General features: G+C 73.5%; 16 protein-coding genes. 12 read left to right on the forward strand and 4 right to left on the reverse strand.

The window, feature by feature from the left end:
* Window positions 1-51: 51 nt before the first annotated feature.
* A complete protein-coding gene (locus ABD254_RS13955) occupies window positions 52-996 on the reverse strand; it encodes an NAD-dependent epimerase/dehydratase family protein (RefSeq protein WP_344249024.1) in 945 nt (314 codons plus the stop codon).
* A 236-nt stretch (window positions 997-1,232) separates the two neighbouring features.
* Between ABD254_RS13955 and ABD254_RS13960 the strand changes: the two genes are divergently transcribed.
* The gene (locus ABD254_RS13960) at window positions 1,233-3,635 is read left to right on the forward strand and encodes a polysaccharide lyase 8 family protein (protein WP_344249025.1); all 2,403 of its coding nucleotides are present in this window, start codon (window positions 1,233-1,235) and stop codon (window positions 3,633-3,635) included.
* 301 nt (window positions 3,636-3,936) lie between these two features.
* Here the strand turns inward: ABD254_RS13960 and phoU are convergent, their stop codons facing one another.
* Window positions 3,937-4,602 (reverse strand): phosphate signaling complex protein PhoU, encoded by a 666-nt coding sequence (gene phoU / locus ABD254_RS13965; protein WP_344249026.1) that lies wholly within the window; start codon window positions 4,600-4,602, stop codon window positions 3,937-3,939.
* A 172-nt stretch (window positions 4,603-4,774) separates the two neighbouring features.
* Between phoU and ABD254_RS13970 the strand changes: the two genes are divergently transcribed.
* The 6 genes from ABD254_RS13970 to pstB all read left to right on the forward strand — a co-directional run bounded on the left by ABD254_RS13970 (window position 4,775) and on the right by pstB (window position 10,968).
* Window positions 4,775-6,067 (forward strand): sensor histidine kinase, encoded by a 1,293-nt coding sequence (locus ABD254_RS13970; RefSeq protein WP_344249027.1) that lies wholly within the window; start codon window positions 4,775-4,777, stop codon window positions 6,065-6,067.
* Window positions 6,064-6,780 carry a response regulator gene (locus ABD254_RS13975; RefSeq protein ID WP_344249028.1) on the forward strand — a complete coding sequence of 239 codons (717 nt, stop codon included), beginning with the start codon at window positions 6,064-6,066 and terminating at the stop codon, window positions 6,778-6,780. The genes ABD254_RS13970 and ABD254_RS13975 overlap by 4 nt, the downstream gene beginning before the upstream one ends.
* Before the next feature lie 187 nt (window positions 6,781-6,967).
* Window positions 6,968-8,077, forward strand: coding sequence for a phosphate ABC transporter substrate-binding protein PstS (locus tag ABD254_RS13980; RefSeq protein ID WP_344249029.1), 1,110 nt, complete (start codon window positions 6,968-6,970; stop codon window positions 8,075-8,077).
* A 114-nt stretch (window positions 8,078-8,191) separates the two neighbouring features.
* Window positions 8,192-9,187, forward strand: a complete 996-nt coding sequence (pstC, locus tag ABD254_RS13985; RefSeq protein WP_344249030.1) for a phosphate ABC transporter permease subunit PstC — start codon at window positions 8,192-8,194, stop codon at window positions 9,185-9,187.
* Complete coding sequence (gene pstA / locus ABD254_RS13990; RefSeq protein WP_344249031.1) at window positions 9,187-10,143, forward strand: phosphate ABC transporter permease PstA; 957 nt, start codon at window positions 9,187-9,189, stop codon at window positions 10,141-10,143. The genes pstC and pstA overlap by 1 nt, the downstream gene beginning before the upstream one ends.
* Window positions 10,144-10,188: 45 nt before the next feature.
* On the forward strand, window positions 10,189-10,968 hold the full coding sequence (gene pstB / locus ABD254_RS13995) for a phosphate ABC transporter ATP-binding protein PstB (RefSeq protein WP_344249032.1): 780 nt from the start codon (window positions 10,189-10,191) through the stop codon (window positions 10,966-10,968).
* Window positions 10,969-11,074: 106 nt separating this feature from the next.
* On the opposite strand, the gene ABD254_RS14000 is transcribed toward pstB, so the two are convergent.
* A complete protein-coding gene (locus ABD254_RS14000) occupies window positions 11,075-11,575 on the reverse strand; it encodes a hypothetical protein (RefSeq protein ID WP_344249033.1) in 501 nt (166 codons plus the stop codon).
* 263 nt (window positions 11,576-11,838) lie between these two features.
* Between ABD254_RS14000 and ABD254_RS14005 the strand changes: the two genes are divergently transcribed.
* The 3 genes from ABD254_RS14005 to ispF all read left to right on the forward strand — a co-directional run bounded on the left by ABD254_RS14005 (window position 11,839) and on the right by ispF (window position 13,717).
* Window positions 11,839-12,321, forward strand: a complete 483-nt coding sequence (locus ABD254_RS14005; RefSeq protein ID WP_188522243.1) for a CarD family transcriptional regulator — start codon at window positions 11,839-11,841, stop codon at window positions 12,319-12,321.
* A gap of 140 nt (window positions 12,322-12,461) precedes the next feature.
* A complete protein-coding gene (gene ispD / locus ABD254_RS14010; protein ID WP_344249034.1) occupies window positions 12,462-13,205 on the forward strand; it encodes a 2-C-methyl-D-erythritol 4-phosphate cytidylyltransferase in 744 nt (247 codons plus the stop codon).
* Window positions 13,202-13,717 (forward strand): 2-C-methyl-D-erythritol 2,4-cyclodiphosphate synthase, encoded by a 516-nt coding sequence (gene ispF / locus ABD254_RS14015; protein WP_344249035.1) that lies wholly within the window; start codon window positions 13,202-13,204, stop codon window positions 13,715-13,717. Before ispD ends, ispF begins: the two co-directional genes overlap by 4 nt.
* Here ispF and ABD254_RS14020 read toward each other — a convergent pair.
* Window positions 13,704-15,068 (reverse strand): D-arabinono-1,4-lactone oxidase, encoded by a 1,365-nt coding sequence (locus ABD254_RS14020; RefSeq protein WP_425553812.1) that lies wholly within the window; start codon window positions 15,066-15,068, stop codon window positions 13,704-13,706. The genes ispF and ABD254_RS14020 overlap by 14 nt on opposite strands.
* Window positions 15,069-15,200: 132 nt before the next feature.
* Between ABD254_RS14020 and ABD254_RS14025 the strand changes: the two genes are divergently transcribed.
* The gene (locus ABD254_RS14025) at window positions 15,201-16,388 is read left to right on the forward strand and encodes an alanine racemase (protein ID WP_344249037.1); all 1,188 of its coding nucleotides are present in this window, start codon (window positions 15,201-15,203) and stop codon (window positions 16,386-16,388) included.
* Window positions 16,389-16,678: 290 nt separating this feature from the next.
* Window positions 16,679-20,425 (forward strand): S8 family serine peptidase, encoded by a 3,747-nt coding sequence (locus ABD254_RS14030; protein ID WP_344249038.1) that lies wholly within the window; start codon window positions 16,679-16,681, stop codon window positions 20,423-20,425.
* Window positions 20,426-20,432 lie beyond the last annotated feature (7 nt).

The raw sequence follows: 20,432 nt of genomic DNA on the forward strand, positions 1-20,432 counted from the left end.
CCTCCGACGAGCCCTCCCGTGGGAGGCCGGCGACCCGGCCGGGCGGTCGGTTCAGCCGAGGCCCGTGCGGAACCCCTCGCGCCAGCTGGGGAACCGGGGCAGCCAGCCGAGCTCGGCCTTCGCCCGCGCGTTCGACGAGCCGCGCACCGTCGTCATCATCGCGACCCCCAGCTGACCGAGCATCGGGCGGGCCAGCCAGGCCGGGAGCCGCATCGGTCGCCTGCCGCCCAGCTGCTGGGCCAGGTAGGGAAGCCACTCGGTGACGGGTGCGGGCTCGTCGTCGACGACGTTGTAGACGCCCGGAGCGCCGCGCTCGACGGCGGCCGCTGCCGCGGTCGCAGCGTCCTCGATGTGCGTGAAGGACCACACGCCGGTGCCGCCCCCGACCACGGGGAACCGTCCGCGGCGGATCGTCTCGGCCACGGCACCTGTGCGCGAGACGGCCTGGCCGGGTCCGTAGAAGGCGCCGTAGCGCAGGACGACGCCGTCGATGCCGGCCGCGCCGGTGACCGCACGCTCGAGGTACCGGATGGCGCGGAGCGACCGGCGGGCCTCCTTGCCCGGGTCGTCGGCGAGCGGGTCGTCCTCGTCCTTCACCCAGGAGCCTCGCCGCTCGTTCGGCCACCCGGTGTAGCTCTGCGCCACGAACCGTCGGGCGCCGGCCTCGCGCGCGGCGGCGAGCAGGGCGTCGGTGCCCTCGGTCCGCAGCCGGTTCGTGACCGCGAACTCCTCGTCGAACTTGCGGAAGTCGCCCGAGATGCTCGACAGCGCGGTGAGCTGGTGGACGACGACGTCGGGCGCGGCCGCCTGCACGGCCGCCCGCACCGAGTCGGGGTCGAGGCCGTCCATGACGGCGCCCTGTGCCCCGGCGTCGCGCACGGCAGCGAGCCGGGACTCGGTCCGGGCGGTCCCGACCACGTCGCGCCCTGCCGAGACCAGCAGGGGCACCAGGCGGCTACCGACCGCTCCGGTGGCCCCGGCGACGAGCACTCTCATGATGCTCCCCTCTCCTCATCCGGACCGACGATACGGCCGCCCTGTCCGTGACACCTGGGCGACCCAGCCAGATCACGATGAGCAATAGTGACCTCTTCCTTGTCGGAACGAGCATTTCGGGCCACAGTGGGCGGGCGGCCGCCTACGACGGTGTGGGTGGCCCGGACCGGACCTGTTCGATGACGAGAGGAACGCCGATGCGAGCGCAGCACCCCACGGAGGTCACCAGGCCAGGCATGACGCGTCGCACCCTGCTGCTGGCCGGCGCCGCCGTCCCGATGGCGGCCGGCATGCTCGGCTCTCCGTTCGGCCTGCCGAGGGCGCGGGCGGCCGACGGCTTCGACGACCTGCGCTCCCGCTGGGCCGACTACCTCACCGGCGGGGCGGACCTGGACGTCGCCCATCCGCGCATCGCCGCACAGCTCGCGGACCTGTCGACGCAGGCGGCGGAGGCGCTGAGCAGCGGTGCGCCCGTGCCGCCGTCCGGCGGCGACATCTGGGCCGACCTGCCGATGAGCGGGCCGAGGGAGGCCAACATCGCCCTCACGTACTCCCGGATCCTGCTCGTGGCGACGGCGTGGGCCACCCGCGGCACCGACCAGCACGGCGACGCCGGCGTGGCCGAGCGGCTCGCCGGCTGGTACCGGCACATGAGCGCGCACTGGTACAACCTGACGATCCGCAAGTCGGGCAACTGGTGGTTCTGGGAGATCGGCGTCCCGCGCACGCTCGGCGACCTGTCGGTGCTCCTCGACCCGCTGCTCTCCGCCGAGGACCGCGCCGCGGCCGTCGCTGCCGTGCGCAGGTTCACTCCGAACCCGAACTACCGCGGCACGTCGACGTCGCCCGAGACGGGCGGCAACCGTGCCGACAAGGCGCTCGCGTGCCTGCTGCGGGGCATCACCGCCCGCGACGAGGCGGACATGGTCCTCGCGCGGGACGCGCTCAGCGACGTCGTCGGCGGCGGGCAGCGCAGCCTGTTCCGTCACGTGACGTCGGGGAACGGCTTCTACGCCGACGGCTCCTACATCGACCACTCGTACCTCCCGTACGTGGGCACGTACGGCAACGTCGCGCTGTCCGGCGTCGCGCGCTCGCTGATGCTCGTCGCGGGCAGCCCGTGGGACGTCACCGATCCCGACGTCACGACCGTCCTCGACGCGCCGGACCGGTCGTTCGCGCCGTTCGTCTGGAACGGCCGGATGATGGAGACCGTCCGCGGGCGCGCGGTCTCGCGGGAACGCGAGCACGACTTCGACGACGGGTTCACCACGGTGAGCTCGCTCCTGCTGCTCGCGACGCAGCTCGACGCCCCGTACCGCGACGCGTACCAGTCGCTGGCCAAGGGCTGGATGTCGCGATGCACCCAGGACTACGCCGCGACCGCCACGATCAGCGACCTGTCGCGGGCGCTGCCGCTGCTGGCCGACGACACGGTCGCCGGGACGCCGGAGCCCGAGGGGCACCGGCAGTTCGGGACGCAGGAGCGGATGGTGCACCGCGGGCACGGGTGGGCGTACACGGTCGCCACGTCCTCGAGCCGCATCGGCCGCTACGAGTGGGGCAACGACGAGAACAACCTGGGCTGGCACCAGGGCGACGGCGCCGCCTACCTCTACGTCGACGGCGACCAGGGCCAGTTCTCGGACGACTACTGGCCCACCGTGGACCCGTACCGCCTTCCGGGCACGACGGCGTCCCTCGCGCCGCGCCAGTCCGGGGCGTCGGGGGCGGGCACGGGCATCCCCCGCGCGCAGAACGCGTGGGGCGGCGGCGTCGGCCTCGCGGGCCGCTGGGGCACGGCCGGGATGGACCTGACGAACAGCCTGGGCAACCTGCGGGCCAGGAAGTCGTGGTTCCTGCTCGACGACGCCGTGGTCGCGCTGGGCTCCGGCGTGGACGCCACCGGGTCGGACGCCGAGACCGTCGTGGAGAACCGGTCGTTCTCCACCGACGCCGACCCGGTGCTCACGCTCGACGGAGCGCGGGTCACCACGCCCGCCGAGGCCGCGACGCCGGCATGGGCGCACCTCGACGGGGTGGCCGGGTACGTGTTCCTGGGCGGCCAGGACGTGCGCGCGGGCGTGGCCGACCGGTCCGGGTCGTGGTACGACGTCAATTCCGGCGGCGACACGGGCGGGTCCACCGACCTGCGCACCCGCCGGTACGCGACGCTCGGCGTCCGGCACCAGGCGGGCACCACCGGTGGGCGGTACGGGTACGTGATCCTGCCCGGCGCGAGCGCCGAGCGAACCGCGGAGCTGACGGCGGACCACGCCGAGGAGCTCGGCGTCGAGGTCCTGCGCCAGGATGCGACCGCGCACGTCGTGCGCGCCGTCCGGCGGGGCCGGTGGTTCCTGTTCGCCCACCTGTTCGCCGTCACCGACGAGGGGCCGGTCCGGGCCACCGGGCCGTGCGCGGTCCTCGTGTCCGGGACGGCGCGCACCGCCGACCTGGCCGTGTCGTCGCCGTCGAAGTCCCTCGAGCGCGCCACGGTCGAGATCGACCTCGACCGGAAGCTGACGCGGGTCACGGCCGCCCACGACCGGCTGACGGTCACCGGCGGCCACGTGGTGCGCGTCGAGGCCGCGTTCGCGAACGCCTCGGGTGCGTCGTTCGAGGCCTCCCTGGCGGGCTGAGGCAGAGAGACGACGGCCCCGCACGCGCGAGTCGCGTCCGGGGCCGTCCTGCGTCTTCGCTCCGCTGCGGGCGGGTGCCTCGTTCCTCGACCCCCACCCTTCGCTGCGCTCCGGCTCAGGCCTCGGTGCTCGTCGGTCGGCCCGAGCCTGCGCTCCGCTGCGGGCGGGTGCCTCGTTCCTCGGCCCCCACCCTTCGCTGCGCTCCGGCTCAGGCCTCGGTGCTCGTCGGTCGGCCCGAGCCTGCGCTCCGCTGCGGGCGGGTGCCTCGTTCCTCGACCCCCACCCTTCGCTGCGCTCCGGCTCAGGCCTCCGTGTGCGCGTGCTCGGAGTCGAAGTCGCCGGTGACGAGGAACGTGACACGGCGGGCGACGGACACGGCGTGGTCGCCGAAGCGCTCGTAGTACCGGCCGAGCAGCGTGACGTCGATCGTCTCCTGCGGCGTACCTGCCCAGCCGGGCGCGAGGGAAGCGGCGAACGTGTCCTGGTGCAGGGCGTCGAGCAGGTCGTCGTCCTGCTCGACCTCGGCGGCGAGCGCGACGTCGCGGGTGGCGAGCAGGGACGTGACGCGCTGCGCGACGTGCACGGCGGCCGCCTGCATCTTCACGAACGTCTCGCGCGCCGGGCCGGGCACGGCCTGCGCCGGGTACCGGCCGCGCGCGACCTCGGCGACGTGCCGGGCCAGGTCGCCCATGCGCTCCAGGGACGCGCTGATCCGCAGCGCGGTGATGATGATGCGCAGGTCGGTCGCGACGGGGGCCTGCTGGGCGAGCAGGTGCACGCAGCGCTCGTCGAGCGCGCTCTCGAGCTTGTCGATGGCGTGGTCGGAGGCGATGACCTCCTGGGCGAGCTGATGGTCGGCCTCGAGCAGCGCGGTCCCGGCCCGCCGGATCGCGGACTCGACGAGCCGGCTCATCTCGATGAGGTCGTCGCCGACCTGGCGCAGCTCGGCCTCGAAGATCTCTCGCATCGGTTGTCCTCTCACGGAAATAGGTGCTCCGGCCAGCCTGTCACGGCCCGGGGACGCGGTGTGGACCGCTAGGTGAACTCGAGGCACCCCGAAGGTGAACAGTGGACGTCGGGTCGCTGAGCAGTTCGGATTCCCGTCGGGTGCGGGGCGCGCGCCGACCTAGGCTGAGGCCGTGGACGAATTCATCCACGGCGTCACGGCCGTGGTCGCCGGCATCTTCGGCGTCGTGGTGGGCGTGGTCGGAACCCTCGCCTTCCGCATCTCCGAACGACTGCAGCGCACGGCCCCGGAGCCCGCGGGCGCAGAGCTCGACGAGGGCCTGGTCCGGGTGCTCGCGGTGCTGCGCTCCGCCGCCGTGGTGCTCGACGCCGACGACGACGTCGTGCGCGCGTCGCCGCCCGCCTACGCCTTGGGGGTGGTGCGCAACGACGCGCTCGTGCACCCCGCGATCGTCGACCTCGTGCGGCTGGTGCGCCGCGACGGCGTCATCCGCGAGGAGGAGCTCGAGCTGCCGCGCGGCCCGATCGGCTCCGGCACCGTCCTGCTGCAGGTCCGCGTCGCGCCCGTCGGGCCGGACAACCTGCTCGTCCTCGCGGAGGACCGCACGGAGGCGCGGCGCGTGGAGGCCATCCGACGTGACTTCGTGGTGAACGTCTCGCACGAGCTCAAGACCCCCGTCGGCGCGCTCGCGCTGCTGGCCGAGACGGTGCAGGACGCCGCCGACGACCCGGTGGCGGTGCGGCGGTTCAGCGAGCGCATGCAGGCCGAGGCCACGCGCCTGTCGGCGCTGGTGCACGAGATCATCGAGCTCTCCCGCCTGCAGGTCGCGGGCGCCCTCCAGGAGGTCGCCGCGATCCCGGTGCGCGACGTCGTCGACGAGGCCGTCGACCGGGCGCGCACCACCGCGCAGGGCAAGAACATCACCGTCACCGTGGGCGGCTCGGTGGACTGCCTGGTCTACGGCGACCACAACCTGCTGGTCACGGCGGTGCGCAACCTGCTGGACAACGCCGTGGCCTACTCGGCGGAGAACACCCGCGTGGGCGTGGGCGTGCGGGAACGGGACGGGCTCGTGGAGATCGACGTCGTCGACCAGGGCGTCGGCATCGCCGCGGACGAGCAGGACCGCGTCTTCGAGCGCTTCTACCGCGTCGACCCAGCGCGCTCCCGGGACACCGGCGGCACGGGCCTGGGCCTGAGCATCGTCAAGCACGTCGCGGCCGACCACGGCGGCGACGTCCGGATGTGGTCGGAGCCGGGCAAGGGGTCCACCTTCACGCTGCGCATCCCCGCGGCGGACCTGCCGCACGACGACCTGCCGGCCCTGCCCGGCACGAGCACGACGAGCAACGGCACGAGCGACGACGAGGCCGCGGGAACGACCCCGCGTGCCCGCACGAACGACGACGGGGCGGTGACGGCCCCGCGGCCGGGCCGCACCCCAGACGAGGAGGTGGAGGCGTGACGCGCATCCTGGTGGTCGAGGACGAGGAGTCGTATCGGGACCCCCTGACGTATCAGCTCACCCGCGAGGGTTTCGAGGTCGTCGAGGCCTCGAACGGCGTCGACGCGCTGGCCGCGTACGACGACGGCGGGGCGGACCTGGTGCTTCTCGACCTCATGCTCCCCGGCCTGTCGGGCACGGAGGTGTGCCGCGAGCTGCGCAACCGGGGCGACGTGCCGGTCATCATGCTGACCGCCAAGGACTCCGAGATCGACAAGGTGGTGGGCCTGGAGCTCGGCGCGGACGACTACGTCACCAAGCCGTACTCGTTCCGCGAGCTGCTGGCGCGGATGCGGGCGGTCATGCGTCGCCGCGGCCCGGCGGCCGTGGACGCCCCCACCAACGGTCACGACGACGACGGCGAGTCGGTGCTCGAGGTTGGACCCGTGCGCATGGACGTCGAGCGCCACACGGTCAGCGTCGGGGGCGAGGCGGTGTCGCTGCCGCTCAAGGAGTTCGACCTGCTCGAGCTGCTCCTGCGCAACGCCGGCCGCGTGCTCACGCGCGGCCAGCTCATCGACCGGGTGTGGGGCGCCGACTACGTCGGGGACACCAAGACGCTGGACGTCCACGTCAAGCGCATCCGCTCCAAGATCGAGGCCGACCCCGGGTCGCCGCAGCTGCTGCTCACCGTCCGGGGCCTGGGGTACAAGCTCGCCGACGGGGACTCCTGACGGCACTCCTGGCAGCACTCCGGAGGGGGTCTTCGTGACATCCCCGTGACCGGGGTGACGCGCCGCCCACCACTGTTCACTTCCCGTTCACCCGCTCCTGGGCCCCGGGCCACCTTGCCTCCTTAGCGTTCCGAGCGAGGCCGGCGGTCGCCGGCGCAACCACCGCGTGAACAGGATGGAACGACACGTGAAGCTCAGCCGATTCACCCGCGCTGGATCTGTCGTCGCGGTCGGCGCTCTCGCACTCTCGCTCGCGGCGTGCGGCTCCGACCCTGAGACCTCCGCCTCGGAGGGCACGACCTCCCCCGACTCGGCCGAGTCGACGCTGTCGGGGACGATCGACGGCGGCGGGGCCTCGTCGCAGGAGTCCGCCCAGGAGGCCTGGCGTGCCGGGTTCCAGACGACGAACCCCGACACCACCATCAACTACGACCCGGTCGGCTCGGGTGGTGGCCGCACCGGCTTCGGCGACGGCACCTACGCGTTCGCCGGCTCGGACGCCGCGCTCGAGGGCGACGAGCTGACCGCCGCCGAGGAGCAGTGCGGCGCCGGCGGCGTCATCGAGTTCCCGGGGTACGTGAGCCCGGTGGCCGTGGCGTTCAACCTGCCCGGCGTCGACACCCTGAACCTCCAGCCCGAGGTCATCGCGCAGATCTTCGCCGGCGAGATCACCGCCTGGAACGACGAGGCGATCGCCGCCGACAACCCGGACGCCGAGCTTCCCGACTCGAACATCACCGTCGTGCACCGCTCCGACGACTCCGGGACCACGGAGAACTTCCAGGACTACCTGCACACGGTGGCCCCGGACGTGTGGACCTGGGAGCCGGAGGGCATCTGGCCCATCAAGGGCCAGGAGTCGGCGGCCCAGACGTCGGGCGTCATCTCGGCCGCCCAGTCGGGCGAGGGCACGATCACCTACGCCGACGCCTCGCAGGTGTCGGGCCTCGGGACCGTCGCGGTCGGCGTGGGCGAGGAGTTCGTCCCCTACAGCGCCGAGGCGGCCGCCGCGGTCGTGGCCGAGTCGCCGCGCACCGAGGGCACCGCGGAGAGCATCTACACCGTGGACCTGCAGCGCGACCTCGAGGGCACCTACCCGATCGTCCTCGTCTCCTACATGCTGGCCTGCGGCACCTACGCCGACGCCGCCACGGCCGACGTGGTCAAGGGCTACATGAGCTACGTCGCCTCCGAGGAGGGCCAGCAGACCGCCGCGGACACCGCCGGCTCCGCCCCGCTGTCCGCCGACGTCCGCGACGCGATCATGCCGTCCATCGAGGCGATCGCGGCCGGCTGACCCTGACCGTCGCAGGGCGAACCATCGCCGGTTGAGCCTGTCGAAACCGATCATCGGGTTTCGACAGGCTCAACCGGCGGCGGCGTCACCACCGTAGGAGAACGAGGAGTACGCGTGACCACCACCGCCAGCCCGCCGCCCGCCACGGCGCCGGCACGACGACGTCCCCGGCGTCGTCGCAGTTCCGACCGGGGCCTCAACCGGGCCTTCCGCTGGCTCGCCGTGGGCGCGGGCGTCCTGATCCTGGCGGTGCTGGCCGCCGTCGCCCTGTTCCTGCTGTGGCAGGCGTGGCCGGCCGTCACCGCGGGCAGCGAGGAGCTGGCGGCCAGCGTCCCGCGCTTCCCCGAGGGCAGCTCCTTCCTCGGCTTCGTCGGCCCCCTGGTCTTCGGCACGCTGCTCGCCGCGATCCTCGCGCTCGCCGTCGCGACCCCGCTGGCGATGGGGGTGGCGCTGTTCATCTCCCACTACGCCCCGCCGCGGCTCGCCCAGGTGCTGGGCTACCTCGTCGACCTGCTGGCGGCCATCCCGTCCGTCGTCTACGGCCTGTGGGGCTTCTTCGTGCTCGCCCCGGTCGCCGTGCCGGTGTGGGAGTGGCTGAACCAGTACCTCGGCTGGTTCCCCCTGTTCGCCGGCGTGGCGTCCCCGACGGGACGCGTGCTGGCCACCGTCGCCATCGTGCTCGCCGTCATGATCCTGCCGATCATCACGGCGGTCTCGCGCGAGGTCTTCCTCCAGACGCCGAAGCTGCACGAGGAGGCCGCGCTGGCGCTCGGTGCCACGCGCTGGGAGCTGGTGCGCACCGCCGTGCTGCCGTTCGGGCGCTCCGGCGTGATCTCCGCCGCGATGCTGGGCCTCGGCCGCGCGCTCGGCGAGACGATGGCGGTGCTGATGATCCTCTCGCCCGGGTTCCTGTACTCGTTCCACATCCTCGAGAGCGCCCAGCAGCAGACCATCGCGGCCTACATCGCGCTCGACTTCCCGGAGGCGAGCGGGCTCGCGGTGAACACGCTGATCGCCACCGGCCTCGTGCTGTTCGTCATCACGCTGGCCGTCAACATGGGGGCGCGCGCCATCGTCGCGCGCCGCAAGGACTTCTCGGGGGCCAACTGATGAGCGCGCCGACCACGAACCTGACCGACGACGCCGCGCGTACCCGTGCGCTGCTGACGTCCGCCGACGCCGGCCGCAAGCGGACCGACCGCACGATGACGGTGCTCATCTGGGCCGCCTTCGGCCTCGCGATGGTGCCCCTCGTCTCCCTCGTGTGGACGGTGGTCTCCAACGGCATCGGCCGCATCAGCATGGACTTCCTGACGCTGTCCATGCGCAACATCTTCGGCGGCGACCCGAGCGGCGGCATCTACCACGCCATCGTGGGCACGCTCATCATCACGGCGCTCGCCGCGCTGATCTCGGTGCCGATCGGCATCCTGACCGCGATCTACCTGGTCGAGTACGGCCGTGGCGCCCTGGCCCGGGCGGTGACGTTCTTCGTCGACGTCATGACCGGCATCCCGTCGATCGTCGCCGGCCTGTTCGCCGTCGCGCTGTTCACCCTGATCCTCGGCCCGTCGGCGAGGTTCGGCTTCATCGGTGCCGTGGCGCTGTCGGTGCTGATGATCCCGGTGGTCGTGCGATCCTGCGAGGAGATGCTCAAGCTCGTGCCGAACGAGCTGCGCGAGGCTGCGTATGCGCTGGGGGTGCCCAAGTGGCTGACGATCGTCAAGGTCGTGCTGCGCACGGCCGTCGCGGGCCTGACGACGGGCGTGCTGCTCGCCGTCGCGCGCGTGATCGGCGAGACTGCCCCGCTCCTGGTCGCCGTGGGGGTCACCGACTCCATCAACTTCGACCCGTTCCACGACCGGATGATGACGCTGCCGGTGTTCGCCTACCGGCAGTACAGCCAGGGCCTGGCGACCTGCCCGGGCGGGGAGTCGGCCACCTGCGTGCCCGACATCGCGATGCAGAACGCGTGGGGCGCGGCGCTCGTGCTCATCGTCATCGTGCTGGTCCTCAACCTCGCCGGCCGTCTCGTGAACCGCTGGTTCTCACCGAAGCTGCGCTGACGCGCAGACCGCCCCGCTCACGCAGCTCGAACGAAGGAAACAACGATGGCTCAGCGCATCGACGTGAAGGACCTCAACATCTACTACGGCGACTTCCTCGCCGTGCAGGACGTGACGATGACGATCGACCCCAAGTCGGTCACGGCCTTCATCGGGCCGTCCGGCTGCGGCAAGTCGACCTTCCTGCGCACCCTGAACCGGATGCACGAGGTGATCCCCGGTGCCTACGCCGAGGGCACGGTCGAGATGGAGGGCGTCGACCTCTACGGCGCCGACGTGGACCCGGTCGCCGTGCGCCGCAACATCGGCATGGTCTTCCAGCGGCCCAACCCGTTCCCCACGATGTCCATCAAGGACAACGTGCTCGCCGGCGTGAAGCTCAACAACCGCCGGATCAGCCGGTCCGACGCCGACGACCTGGTCGAGAGCTCGCTGCAGGGTGCCAACCTGTGGAACGAGGTCAAGGACCGCCTCGACCGCCCCGGCTCCGGCCTGTCGGGCGGGCAGCAGCAGCGCCTGTGCATCGCGCGCGCGATCGCCGTCAAGCCGCAGGTGCTGCTCATGGACGAGCCGTGCTCCGCGCTCGACCCGATCTCGACGCTGGCGATCGAGGACCTCATCCAGGAGCTCAAGCAGGAGTACACGATCGTCATCGTCACGCACAACATGCAGCAGGCGGCCCGGGTCAGCGACCGCACGGCGTTCTTCAACATCGCCGGCACCGGCAAGCCCGGCCGCCTGATCGAGATGGACGACACGGCGACGATCTTCTCCTCGCCGTCCCAGCAGGCCACGGAGGACTACGTCTCCGGCCGCTTCGGGTGATCTTGCGGCCCGCGCGCCGGGCCGTGCGCGAACGACGCAGCCCCCGGACAGGTCGACCCGTCCGGGGGCTGCGTCGTTCGTGCGGGTGCGGCGCAAGCCGCGCGGCTCATGAGGCCGGGGCGCTGGCCTCCGGCAGGTAGTCGGCGTACTCCGGCAGGCTGCCGTCGAAGACGGGCAGGAAGAAGTCCTCGTCCGCCCCGGCCCCGGACAGCGTGGCCTCGAGGTTGGTTCCCGGGATGGTCGCGACGGCGTCGATCGTCGCGTCGAGCACCTGGTCGCCGTCCTGCTGGGCGGACAGGTAGATCGTCTGGCCCGCCGGGACCGAGACCGACAGCGGCGCCGCGCCCGCGGGTGCGAGCTCGAAGTCGACGGTCTCGGCGGAGTCGTTGGCCAGCGCGCCGAGGATCGCGCCCGGCATCCCCTCGCCCTCGGTCACGACCATGAGGTTGAGGCCGCGCACCGAGTCGGTCAGGTTGACGCGTGCGCCGTCCGACGCCGCGTACGGCAGCGTCGTGGTGGTGGGGGAGCAGGCGGCCAGCAGCAGGGCGCCGGCCGCAGCGCTCGCTGCGACGACGACGGTACGTGCGGGACGGGCGGAGCGGGACACGTGCTCTCCTTCGCGGGGCATGGCCGGCGCGCGGGCGAGAGAGGGTTCCTTCACGTCGCGCGCACACAACAAGTCGTTGACGGAGCCCGCAAGGGGCCCCGGATCATCCTAGTCATGCCGCGGACGGTTCGCCCCATTCTGTCCGTATCAAGCCTGTGACCTGCGGAAACGTGGGTACTGCCGGTCGGCGGCGAGGCCCGGGGTCGAAAGTCGTGACGGCCCCGCGTGGTAGGATGGTCGACTGGGAAAGGGGACATCTGCAGATGACGTTCACAGTAGGCGAGACGGTTGTCTACCCGCACCACGGCGCCGCGCTGATCGAGGAGATCAAGACGCGCAAGATCCGTGGCGAAGAGAAGATGTACCTCAAGCTCAAGGTTGCCCAGGGCGACCTGACCATCGAGGTCCCGGCCGAGAACGTCGACCTCGTCGGCGTGCGTGACGTGGTCGACCAGCAGGGTCTGGACAAGGTGTTCGAGGTGCTCCGCGCCCCGTACACCGAGGAGCCCACCAACTGGTCGCGCCGCTACAAGGCGAACCTCGAGAAGCTTGCGTCCGGCGACGTGATCAAGGTGGGCGAGGTCGTGCGCGACCTGTCGCGCCGTGACGCGGACCGGGGCCTGTCGGCCGGCGAGAAGCGGATGCTGGCGAAGGCCCGCCAGATCCTCGAGTCGGAGGTCGCACTCGCCGAGGGTGTCGACGAGGAGAAGGCCGGCGCGATCATCGACGAGGTTCTCGCCTCCTGATCGCGCCGTCGTCGAACGAGCGACGTCGCCGCGCACCGAAGTTGGTGCGCGGCGACACTCGTGTTCACGGGATGTCCGCCCGCCCGCAGTCGTGCGCCGCACGGCCGCGGCCCCTCTCACCGCCGAAGGTCTAGCCCTCGATGACGACGCTCGCGATCCTCACCGCCGCAGGGTCGGGTTCCCGGCTCGGCCGTGACCTGCCCAAGGCGCTGGTGGGGCTCGCCGGATTCCCGCTCGTGCTGCACGCCGCCCGGCGGCTCGCGGCGTCGGGCGTCGTGGACATGCTCGTCGTGACGTGCCCGCCCGGGCTCGCGGGCGCGGTGCGCGAGATCGTGGCGGGCGACCCGCAGGTCGACCTGCCGGTCCGCGTCGTCGACGGCGGCACCACCCGGCAGGCGTCCGTCGCCGCCGGGCTGCGGCTCGCCGGTGAGGGCGTCGACGTCGTCCTCGTGCACGACGCGGCCAGGCCGCTCGCCCCGCCTGCCCTGGTGCGGCGCGTGGTCGCGGCGGTGCGGCGCGGGCACCCGGCGGTCGTGCCCGGACTGCCCGTCGTGGACACCGTGAAGCGGGTCGAGCTCGCGGCGGTCGCGGTGGCCGAGGCCGCGGACGGACCGCTGGTCGAGCGCGTCGTCGAGACGCCGGACCGCGGGCTGCTCCGCGTGGTGCAGACGCCGCAGGGCTTCGACCGCGCGGTGCTGGTCCGCGCGCACGCCGCCGGGGCATCCCGGGCCGCCGCCGAGCACCTGGCCGCGACCGACGACGCGGGGCTGGTCGAGGCGCTCGGCCTCCCGGTGCACGTCGTGGCGGGCGACGAGGCCGCGATGAAGATCACCACCGAGCGAGACCTGCTCGTCGCGGGCCTGCTCGTCGAGGAGGAGTCGTGAGCGGGACCGTCCCGCGGGAGCACCGCCTGCCCCGCACCGGCATCGGCGTCGACGTGCACGCCTTCGCTCCCGAGGGCGCCGGCCGCGAGCTGTGGGTCGGCGGCCTGCGCTGGCCCGGTGAGCGCGGTCTGGCCGGGCACTCCGACGCGGACGTCGCCGCGCACGCCGCCGCCGACGCCCTGTTCTCCGCCGCCGGGATCGGCGACCTCGGCAGCCACTTCGGCACGAGCGAGCCGCAGTGGGCCGGCGCGGCCGGCACGGTCCTCCTCGCCGAGGCGGCGCGGCGGGTGCGGGACGCCGGGTTCGAGATCGGGAACGTCGCCGTCCAGGTGATCGGCAACAGGCCCAAGATCGGCCCGCGCCGGGCCGAGGCCGAGGCGACGCTGTCCGCGGCGGCCGGAGCACCCGTGTCGCTCAGCGCCACCACGACGGACGGGCTCGGCCTCACCGGCCGCGGCGAGGGGGTCGCCGCGATCGCGACCGCCCTCGTCGCCCCCGCTATCTCGGCGTGAGGTCCAGCACGGCGTCCGTGTAGTCGTTGCGGAAGACGCCGTCCGGGTCGGCCGCGGCACGCACGCGGGCGACGTCGTCGAGCGGGTAGTGGGCGGCCAGGTCCTCGGCCGTGCGGGTGTGCAGCTTGCCCCAGTGCGGGCGCCCGCCGGCGGCGGTGAAGATCCGCTCGGCGGCCCCGAAGTAGCGGCGGTGCGGCATCGCGGCGTACTGGTGCACCGCCACGTACGCCGTCTCGCGCCCGCGCGCGGTCGAGAGCCAGACATCGTCGGGGGCCGCGAAGCGGACCTCGACGGGGAACGGCACCGGCTCGCCGGAGCTGTGCAGCCAGCCGTCGAGCTCGGAGAGCACGTCGCGCAGCTCGGCGCGGGGCACGGCGTACTCCATCTCGGCGAACCGCACGCGGCGCGGATGGATGAACACCTCGTGCGACGGTGCCACGTAGTCGCGGGCGGGGAGGGCCCGCGCGCTCACGGCGTTGAGGCGCGGCACCAGGCCGGGGGCGGCCAGCGCCAGGCGGTTCACCGCCCCGAACGCGCCGTTGGACAGCAGCTCCTCGTCGAGCAGGGCGCGGGCCCGCCCGGCGGCGGACCGCAGGGAGCCGGCCACGCCCGCGCGGCGTGCGTCCCGCGCGCGGACCTGGTCGGGCGTCGCGCGGTTGTTGCGCAGCGTCAGCGCCCGCCGCGTGCCGGGGAACCAGTAGAACTCGGCGTGGTCGTTGTCGTCGACGTAGTCGTCCAGGCCCTCCAGCACCCGGTCCAGCGGCCACGGCTCCTCCCGGGCGTGCAGGCAGAACGCGGGCACCACCTCGAGCGTCACGGCCGACAGCACCCCCACCGTGCCCAGACCGAGGCGCGCCACCTCGAAGAGGTCGCGCTCGGCGGACCCCGGGGCGGCGGCGTCGGTCGCCGTGCGGACCTGCCCGTCCGGCGCGACGAGCCGCACGCCGCGGACCTGCGTGGCGAGCCCGCCCAGGCGCGCCCCCGTGCCGTGGGTGCCGGTCGAGATCGCGCCGGCGACCGACTGGCGGTCGATGTCGCCGAGGTTGCGCATCGCCAGGCCCAGCGCCGCCAGGAGGCGGTTCAGCGCGTGCAGGCGCGTGCCCGCGCGCACGGTGACGTGCGTGGTGCCGTCCGGCTGCGGCAGGACGGCCTCGACCCCGGCGAGGTGGTCGAGGTCGAGGTGCAGGCCGTCGGTCACCGCGGCCGGGGTGAACGAGTGCCCGGCGCCGATCGCGCGCACGCGCAGACCCTCGGCGCTCGCGCCCGCGACGAGGGCGGCGAGCTCCGCCTCGTCGCGCGGCGCGGCGCGGCGGGCGGGCCGCCACGTCACGGTGCGCCCCCAGGTGCGCAGGGGGTGCTCGGCGCCAGACGAGGGGGGAGCGGGGGACGGTGCGGGGGCGACGCTGCTTCGAGTCACGCGCACACTCTGCCATGACCGGACGCCCGTGTCCGGCGCCGGTTCGGGCGGTGTACGGTGCGGCGCATGAGCCTCACGGAGCGGCTGAGCCGTGCGACGTCGCACGTGCCGGGACCGGTCGCCGTCGTCGACCTCGACGCCTTCGACGCGAACGCCACGGACCTGCTCCGGCGCGCCGGCGGCCGGCCGGTGCGGGTGGCGAGCAAGTCGGTCCGGGTGCGTTCGCTGGTCGGCCGCGCCCTGGACGCCGGGTTCGCGGGCGTCATGTCGTTCTCTCTCGCCGAGGCGCTCTGGCTGGCCGGCACGGGCGTGCGCGACGTGCTGGTCGGCTACCCGAGCGTCGACCGCGACGCGTTGGCCCGGCTCGCCGGCGACGCCACGGCGCGCCGCGAGGTCACCCTCATGGTCGACGACGTGGCGCAGCTCGTGCCGCTGCGCCGGGCCCTCGAGGCGGCCGGCGAAGTCCTGCCCGACGTGCAGGTCTGCCTCGACGTCGACGCGTCCCTGCGCCTGGGCGTCGGGCCGTTGCAGGTGCACCTGGGCACACGCCGCTCGCCGCTGCGCTCGCCGGCCGACGTCGCGACGCTCGCGGCCCGGGTCGAGGCCGTGCCCGGGGCGCGGCTGCGCGGCCTCATGCTCTACGAGGCGCAGGTCGCCGGCCTGCCCGACACCAACCCCGCCGTCCGGCTCGTCAAGCGACTGTCGGTCGCGGACGTCGACGGCCGGCGCGGTGAGCTGCTCGCGGCGACCGAGGCCGCCGTCGGGCACCGCCTGGAGCTGGTGAACTCCGGCGGCACCGGGTCGCTCGAGACCTCCGGCGCCGGGCCGCATGTCACCGAGGTGACGGCAGGTTCCGGGTTGTTCGTCCCCGGGCTCTTCGACGGGTACCGGTCGTTCGCTCCGCGCCCGTCCGCCTTCTTCGGGCTGGACGTCGTGCGCGTGCCCGCACCAGGGTGGGCCACGGCCTTCGGCGGCGGGTACCCGGCGTCCGGGCCCGCCGGCCGGTCCCGGCTCCCGCGGGTCGCGACCGCCGGCTGGGCGCTCACCGGGGCCGAGGGCGCGGGCGAGGTCATGACGCCGCTGCGCCGGCGGCCGTCCGGCACGCGTCCCCTGCGGGTCGGGGACCGGGTGTGGATGCGCCACGCGAAGGCGGGCGAGCTCATGGAGCGGTTCGCGTCGGTGCACCTGGTGCGCGGCGACGAGGTGGTCGACGTCGTGCCGACCTACCGCGGCGAGCAGCGCGCCTTCGGCTGAGGCGGAGGGGCAGCGCAGGGTGGGGGCCGAGGACGAGGCACCTGCCCGCAGCGGGACCGCAGACTCGGCCGACGAAGCAATCGGCTGAGGGATCGGCTGCGACCGTCCGCCACGACGGCGCGACGGTAATGACTGGGTCATTCGGACACTCGCGACGCCGGCCGCAACAGGTGAACGTGGGACGACGGTTCTCCCACCCGGGAGCTTCCCCCTCTCGAACGCAAGGAGACGACGTGACACCTCACCGGCGAACTCGGTCGGTCGCATTGCTGGCGGCCACCTCGTTGACCATGGGTGTGGCGCTGGTGGGGGCGGTGGGGACGGCGAGCGCGGACGAGCCCGTGCCGGTCGAACGGGCCGTGGAGCGCGCGCTGAGCGGCGGCGAGGAGACGACCTTCTGGGTCTATCTCGACGAGCAGGCGGACCTGACCTCCTCCGCGCGGGTCGCGGACCGGGCCGAGCAGGGGCAGGCGGTCTACGACGAGCTCACGTCGACGGCACGGCGCTCGCAGGCCGGCCTGGTCGACCTGCTGTCCGACGAGGGCGCCGAGTACGAGCAGTTCTGGGTCGCCAACGCCGTCAAGGTCACCGGGGACGCCGACCTGCTCGACCGGATCAGCAGCCTGCCGGACGTCGCCGAGGTGACCGCCGACCGGACGTACGAGGTGCCCGAGGTCCCGGACCCCGACGCGGCAGCGGCAGCGACGGCCGAGGACATCGCCTGGGGCGTGCAGCAGATCGGCGCCGCCGACGTGTGGGACACCTACGGGGCCACCGGCGAGGGCATCGTCGTGGGGAGCATCGACACGGGGGTGCAGTACGACCACCCGGCCCTCGTCGAGCAGTACCGGGGGACGCAGGACGACGGCACGTTCGTCCACGACTACAACTGGTGGGACCCCTCCGGGTCGTGCGGTGACGACGACCCGTGCGACACGCTCGGGCACGGGACCCACACCGTCGGCACGATGCTGGGCTCCGCCGAGGGGCACCGGATCGGCGTCGCCCCCGACGCGGAGTGGATCGCCGCGACGGCGTGCCCGGCCAACTACTGCTCGCAGAGCCTCCTGCTCTCCGCGGGCCAGTGGATGCTCGCGCCGACGGACCGCAACGGTGAGCACCCGGACCCGAGCCTGCGTCCGCACGTCATCAACAACTCGTGGGGCAGCGCCGACGCCGGCGCGGACCCCTGGTACGACGCGACCGTCGACGCCTGGCTGGCCGCGGGGATCTTCCCCGTCTTCGCCGGCGGGAACAACGGCCCGCAGTGCGGTACGGCGGGGAACCCGGGCAGCTCGGCCGCCGCGTACTCGGTCGGCGCCTACGACTCGGCCGGCGCGATCGCCACGTTCTCGGGGCGCGGGCCCTCGCCCTTCGGCGACGCGGACGTCAAGCCCGACATCGCGGCGCCGGGCGTCGCGATCCAGTCCGCGGTGCCGGGTGACCGTTATGTCGCGATGAACGGGACGTCGATGGCGGCGCCGCACGTCGCGGGCGCCGTCGCTCTTCTGTGGTCGGCCGCGCCGGCGCTCGAGCGGGACCTCGACGGCACGCGCGCCGTGCTCGACGGCTCCGCCGTGGACGTCGAGGACCTCACCTGCGGCGGGACGGTCGAGCGCAACAACGTCTGGGGCGAGGGCCGGCTCGACGTGCTCGCGGCGGTCGCGGCGGCTCCGCGCTCGCCGCAGTGGGTCCTGGACGGCACCGTGACGGACGCCGAGACCGGCGATCCGGTCCCGGGTGCCGCGCTGACCTTCACCGGACCGGTGGAGCGCACGGCCACCGCCGACGGCGAGGGCCGGTACGCCGTCCGTCTCCCGGAGGGCGACTACACGGTCGGGGCCGGGGCCTTCGGGTACGTCGACGCCGAGGAGCGGGTGACGGTGGTCGCCGACGAGGGCGCCACGCGGTCCGTCGCGCTGCGGGCCCCGGCCGGAGTCGCCGTGCACGTGAGCCCGTCGCTCGTGGACTTCGGGGTCGTCGCGTTCGGGACCGTCAGCGACGTGCGGACGGTCACCGTCACCGGGCTCGGGGCGGACGCGGCCACGATCGACGAGGTCGGCGGCCTCTCGGAGGGGTTCCGCGCCACCGGCGGCACGTGCGACGCCGGCACGACGCTGGACCGCTGGGACAGCTGCACGATCGAGCTCACCTACCGCCCGCAGGCCACGGGGCGGGTCGACGCGACGCTCGGGATCGGCGTCGCCGGCGCCGGGACCGACGAGGTCGCGGTGAGCGGCACGGGCCGGCTCCTCCCCGCGGCGGTCGACAGCCTCGATCTCGCCCGCGGGGAGTCCGCCGTGCAGGCGGCCGTGATGGATCCCGACGGCCGCTACGCGTACTACGGCACGCACTCTCTGCCGGGGCGCGTAGTCAAGGTCGACCTGCGGACCATGCAGCGCGTCGGTGCGATCGAGCTCGACGCCGCGGACAGCGTGCACCGGTCCGCCGTGGTCGACCCCGAGGGAAGGTTCGCGTACTTCGGCACGCGCGGCTCGCCCGGCCGGGTGGTCAAGATCGACCTGGAGTCGTTCGAGCTCGCGGGCTCGATCACCCTCGCGCCGGGCGAGAACGACCTCCGTTCGGCGTTGATCGACCCGGACGGCCGGTTCGCCTACTTCGGCACGGGCACCAGCCCCGGCCGCGTGGTCAAGGTCGACCTCCGGTCGTTCGAGCGGGTCGGCGCCACGCCGATGGCGAGCGGCGAGAACTCGCTGGCCGAGGCCGCGATCTCGCCGGACGGGAGCACCGCCTACTTCGCCACCTACACCCTGCCCACGCGGGTGGTGAAGGTCGACCTGGGCTCGATGGAGCGGGTCGAGGGGCTCACCATGGAGCGGACCGACTGGTTCGTCTCGTCGGCGGTGATGACCCCGGACGGCGGGAACCTGCTGGTGGGCGTCCACGGCACGCCGGGCAAGGTGCTCAAGGTGGGGCTGGAACCGTTCGCACGGCTCGGCGCCATCACGCTCGGGCCGAACGAGAACACGCCTGAGTCGGCCGTCGTCGACCCGCAGGGCGAGTTCGCCTACTTCGGCACGGCGTCGGGCCCCGGCTCGGTGGTGCAGGTCGACGTGGGCTCCTTCGAGCGGGTGCAGGGCATCGTCACCCCCGCGTCCGTGCTGACCACGTCCCTCATGTCACCGGACGGCGGGTCGGTCTACACCACGTCGTACGGGTCGGCCACGCAGGTCGTGCGCGTCCAGCTCGACGCCCCGTACGACGTGGCCGCGACGGTCCACCGGGTACGGGACGAGCGGAGCGTGCGGCTCGCCTGGGAGGGCTCGCTCACGACCGAGACGGAGATCTACCGCGACGGGGAACGCGTCGCGACCGTCCCGAACGACGGCGAGCACACCGACGACGTCGCGGACGACAGCGACTCCGTCACCTATCGGCTGTGCGACGCCGGGGGCGACCGGTGCTCCGACGACGTCGCCGTGTCGTTCGACGACGGGCCGGGCGAGGCACGGATCAGCGACGACAACGGGTGGGACACCGGGCTGCAGGACGGTGACTACCACGTCCTCGTCGACCTCTGGTGGGGCCAGGCGGGCACCAGCATGCGGCTCTACGAGAACGGCGCGCTGATCCGCACGGAGCAGCTCACGGGGTCGGGCCGGGGGGCGCAGCACGTCTCGGTCCCGGTGACCGGCCGGGCGGACGGCGAGTACACGTACACGTGCGAGCTGGTGAACGCGGCCGGGACCACGGCGTGCGCCAACGTGCACACGGTGCGGGTGACCGAGGCGGGCCCCGGCGTCCCCGTGCTCTCGCACGACAACCACGACGGCGACGGCGCCTACACCGTCACCATGGACAAGTGGTGGGGCACGCAGGCCACCGGCTACGTGCTGCTCGAGGACGGCGTGGAGATCGACCGCCAGGACCTCACCCGAGGTTCGGGCGGTGCGGCCCAGTCGGCCACGACGGTCGTGACGGGGCGCGAGCCCGGCACCCACCGGTACGTCGGCGTGCTGTCCAACGCGACGGGGGAGACCCGCAGCCGCGAGCTGTCCGTCGTCGTGCGGCCCTGACGGGCGG

Origin of the sequence: Isoptericola hypogeus (assembly GCF_039531145.1) — a bacterium.
GTDB classification, from domain to species: domain Bacteria; phylum Actinomycetota; class Actinomycetes; order Actinomycetales; family Cellulomonadaceae; genus Isoptericola; species Isoptericola hypogeus.

What these genes read in the sequence shown, in the direction of transcription:
- phoU (WP_344249026.1), bottom strand. Translation starts at nt 4,602, where the DNA reads ATGCGAGAGATCTTCGAGGCCGAGCTGCGCCAGGTCGGCGACGACCTC.
- pstB (WP_344249032.1), top strand. Translation starts at nt 10,189, where the DNA reads ATGGCTCAGCGCATCGACGTGAAGGACCTCAACATCTACTACGGCGAC.
- ispD (WP_344249034.1), top strand. Translation starts at nt 12,462, where the DNA reads ATGACGACGCTCGCGATCCTCACCGCCGCAGGGTCGGGTTCCCGGCTC.
- pstA (WP_344249031.1), top strand. Translation starts at nt 9,187, where the DNA reads ATGAGCGCGCCGACCACGAACCTGACCGACGACGCCGCGCGTACCCGT.
- ABD254_RS13955 (WP_344249024.1), bottom strand. Translation starts at nt 996, where the DNA reads ATGAGAGTGCTCGTCGCCGGGGCCACCGGAGCGGTCGGTAGCCGCCTG.
- ABD254_RS14025 (WP_344249037.1), top strand. Translation starts at nt 15,201, where the DNA reads ATGAGCCTCACGGAGCGGCTGAGCCGTGCGACGTCGCACGTGCCGGGA.
- ABD254_RS14005 (WP_188522243.1), top strand. Translation starts at nt 11,839, where the DNA reads ATGACGTTCACAGTAGGCGAGACGGTTGTCTACCCGCACCACGGCGCC.
- ABD254_RS14030 (WP_344249038.1), top strand. Translation starts at nt 16,679, where the DNA reads ATGGGTGTGGCGCTGGTGGGGGCGGTGGGGACGGCGAGCGCGGACGAG.
- ABD254_RS13960 (WP_344249025.1), top strand. Translation starts at nt 1,233, where the DNA reads ATGACGCGTCGCACCCTGCTGCTGGCCGGCGCCGCCGTCCCGATGGCG.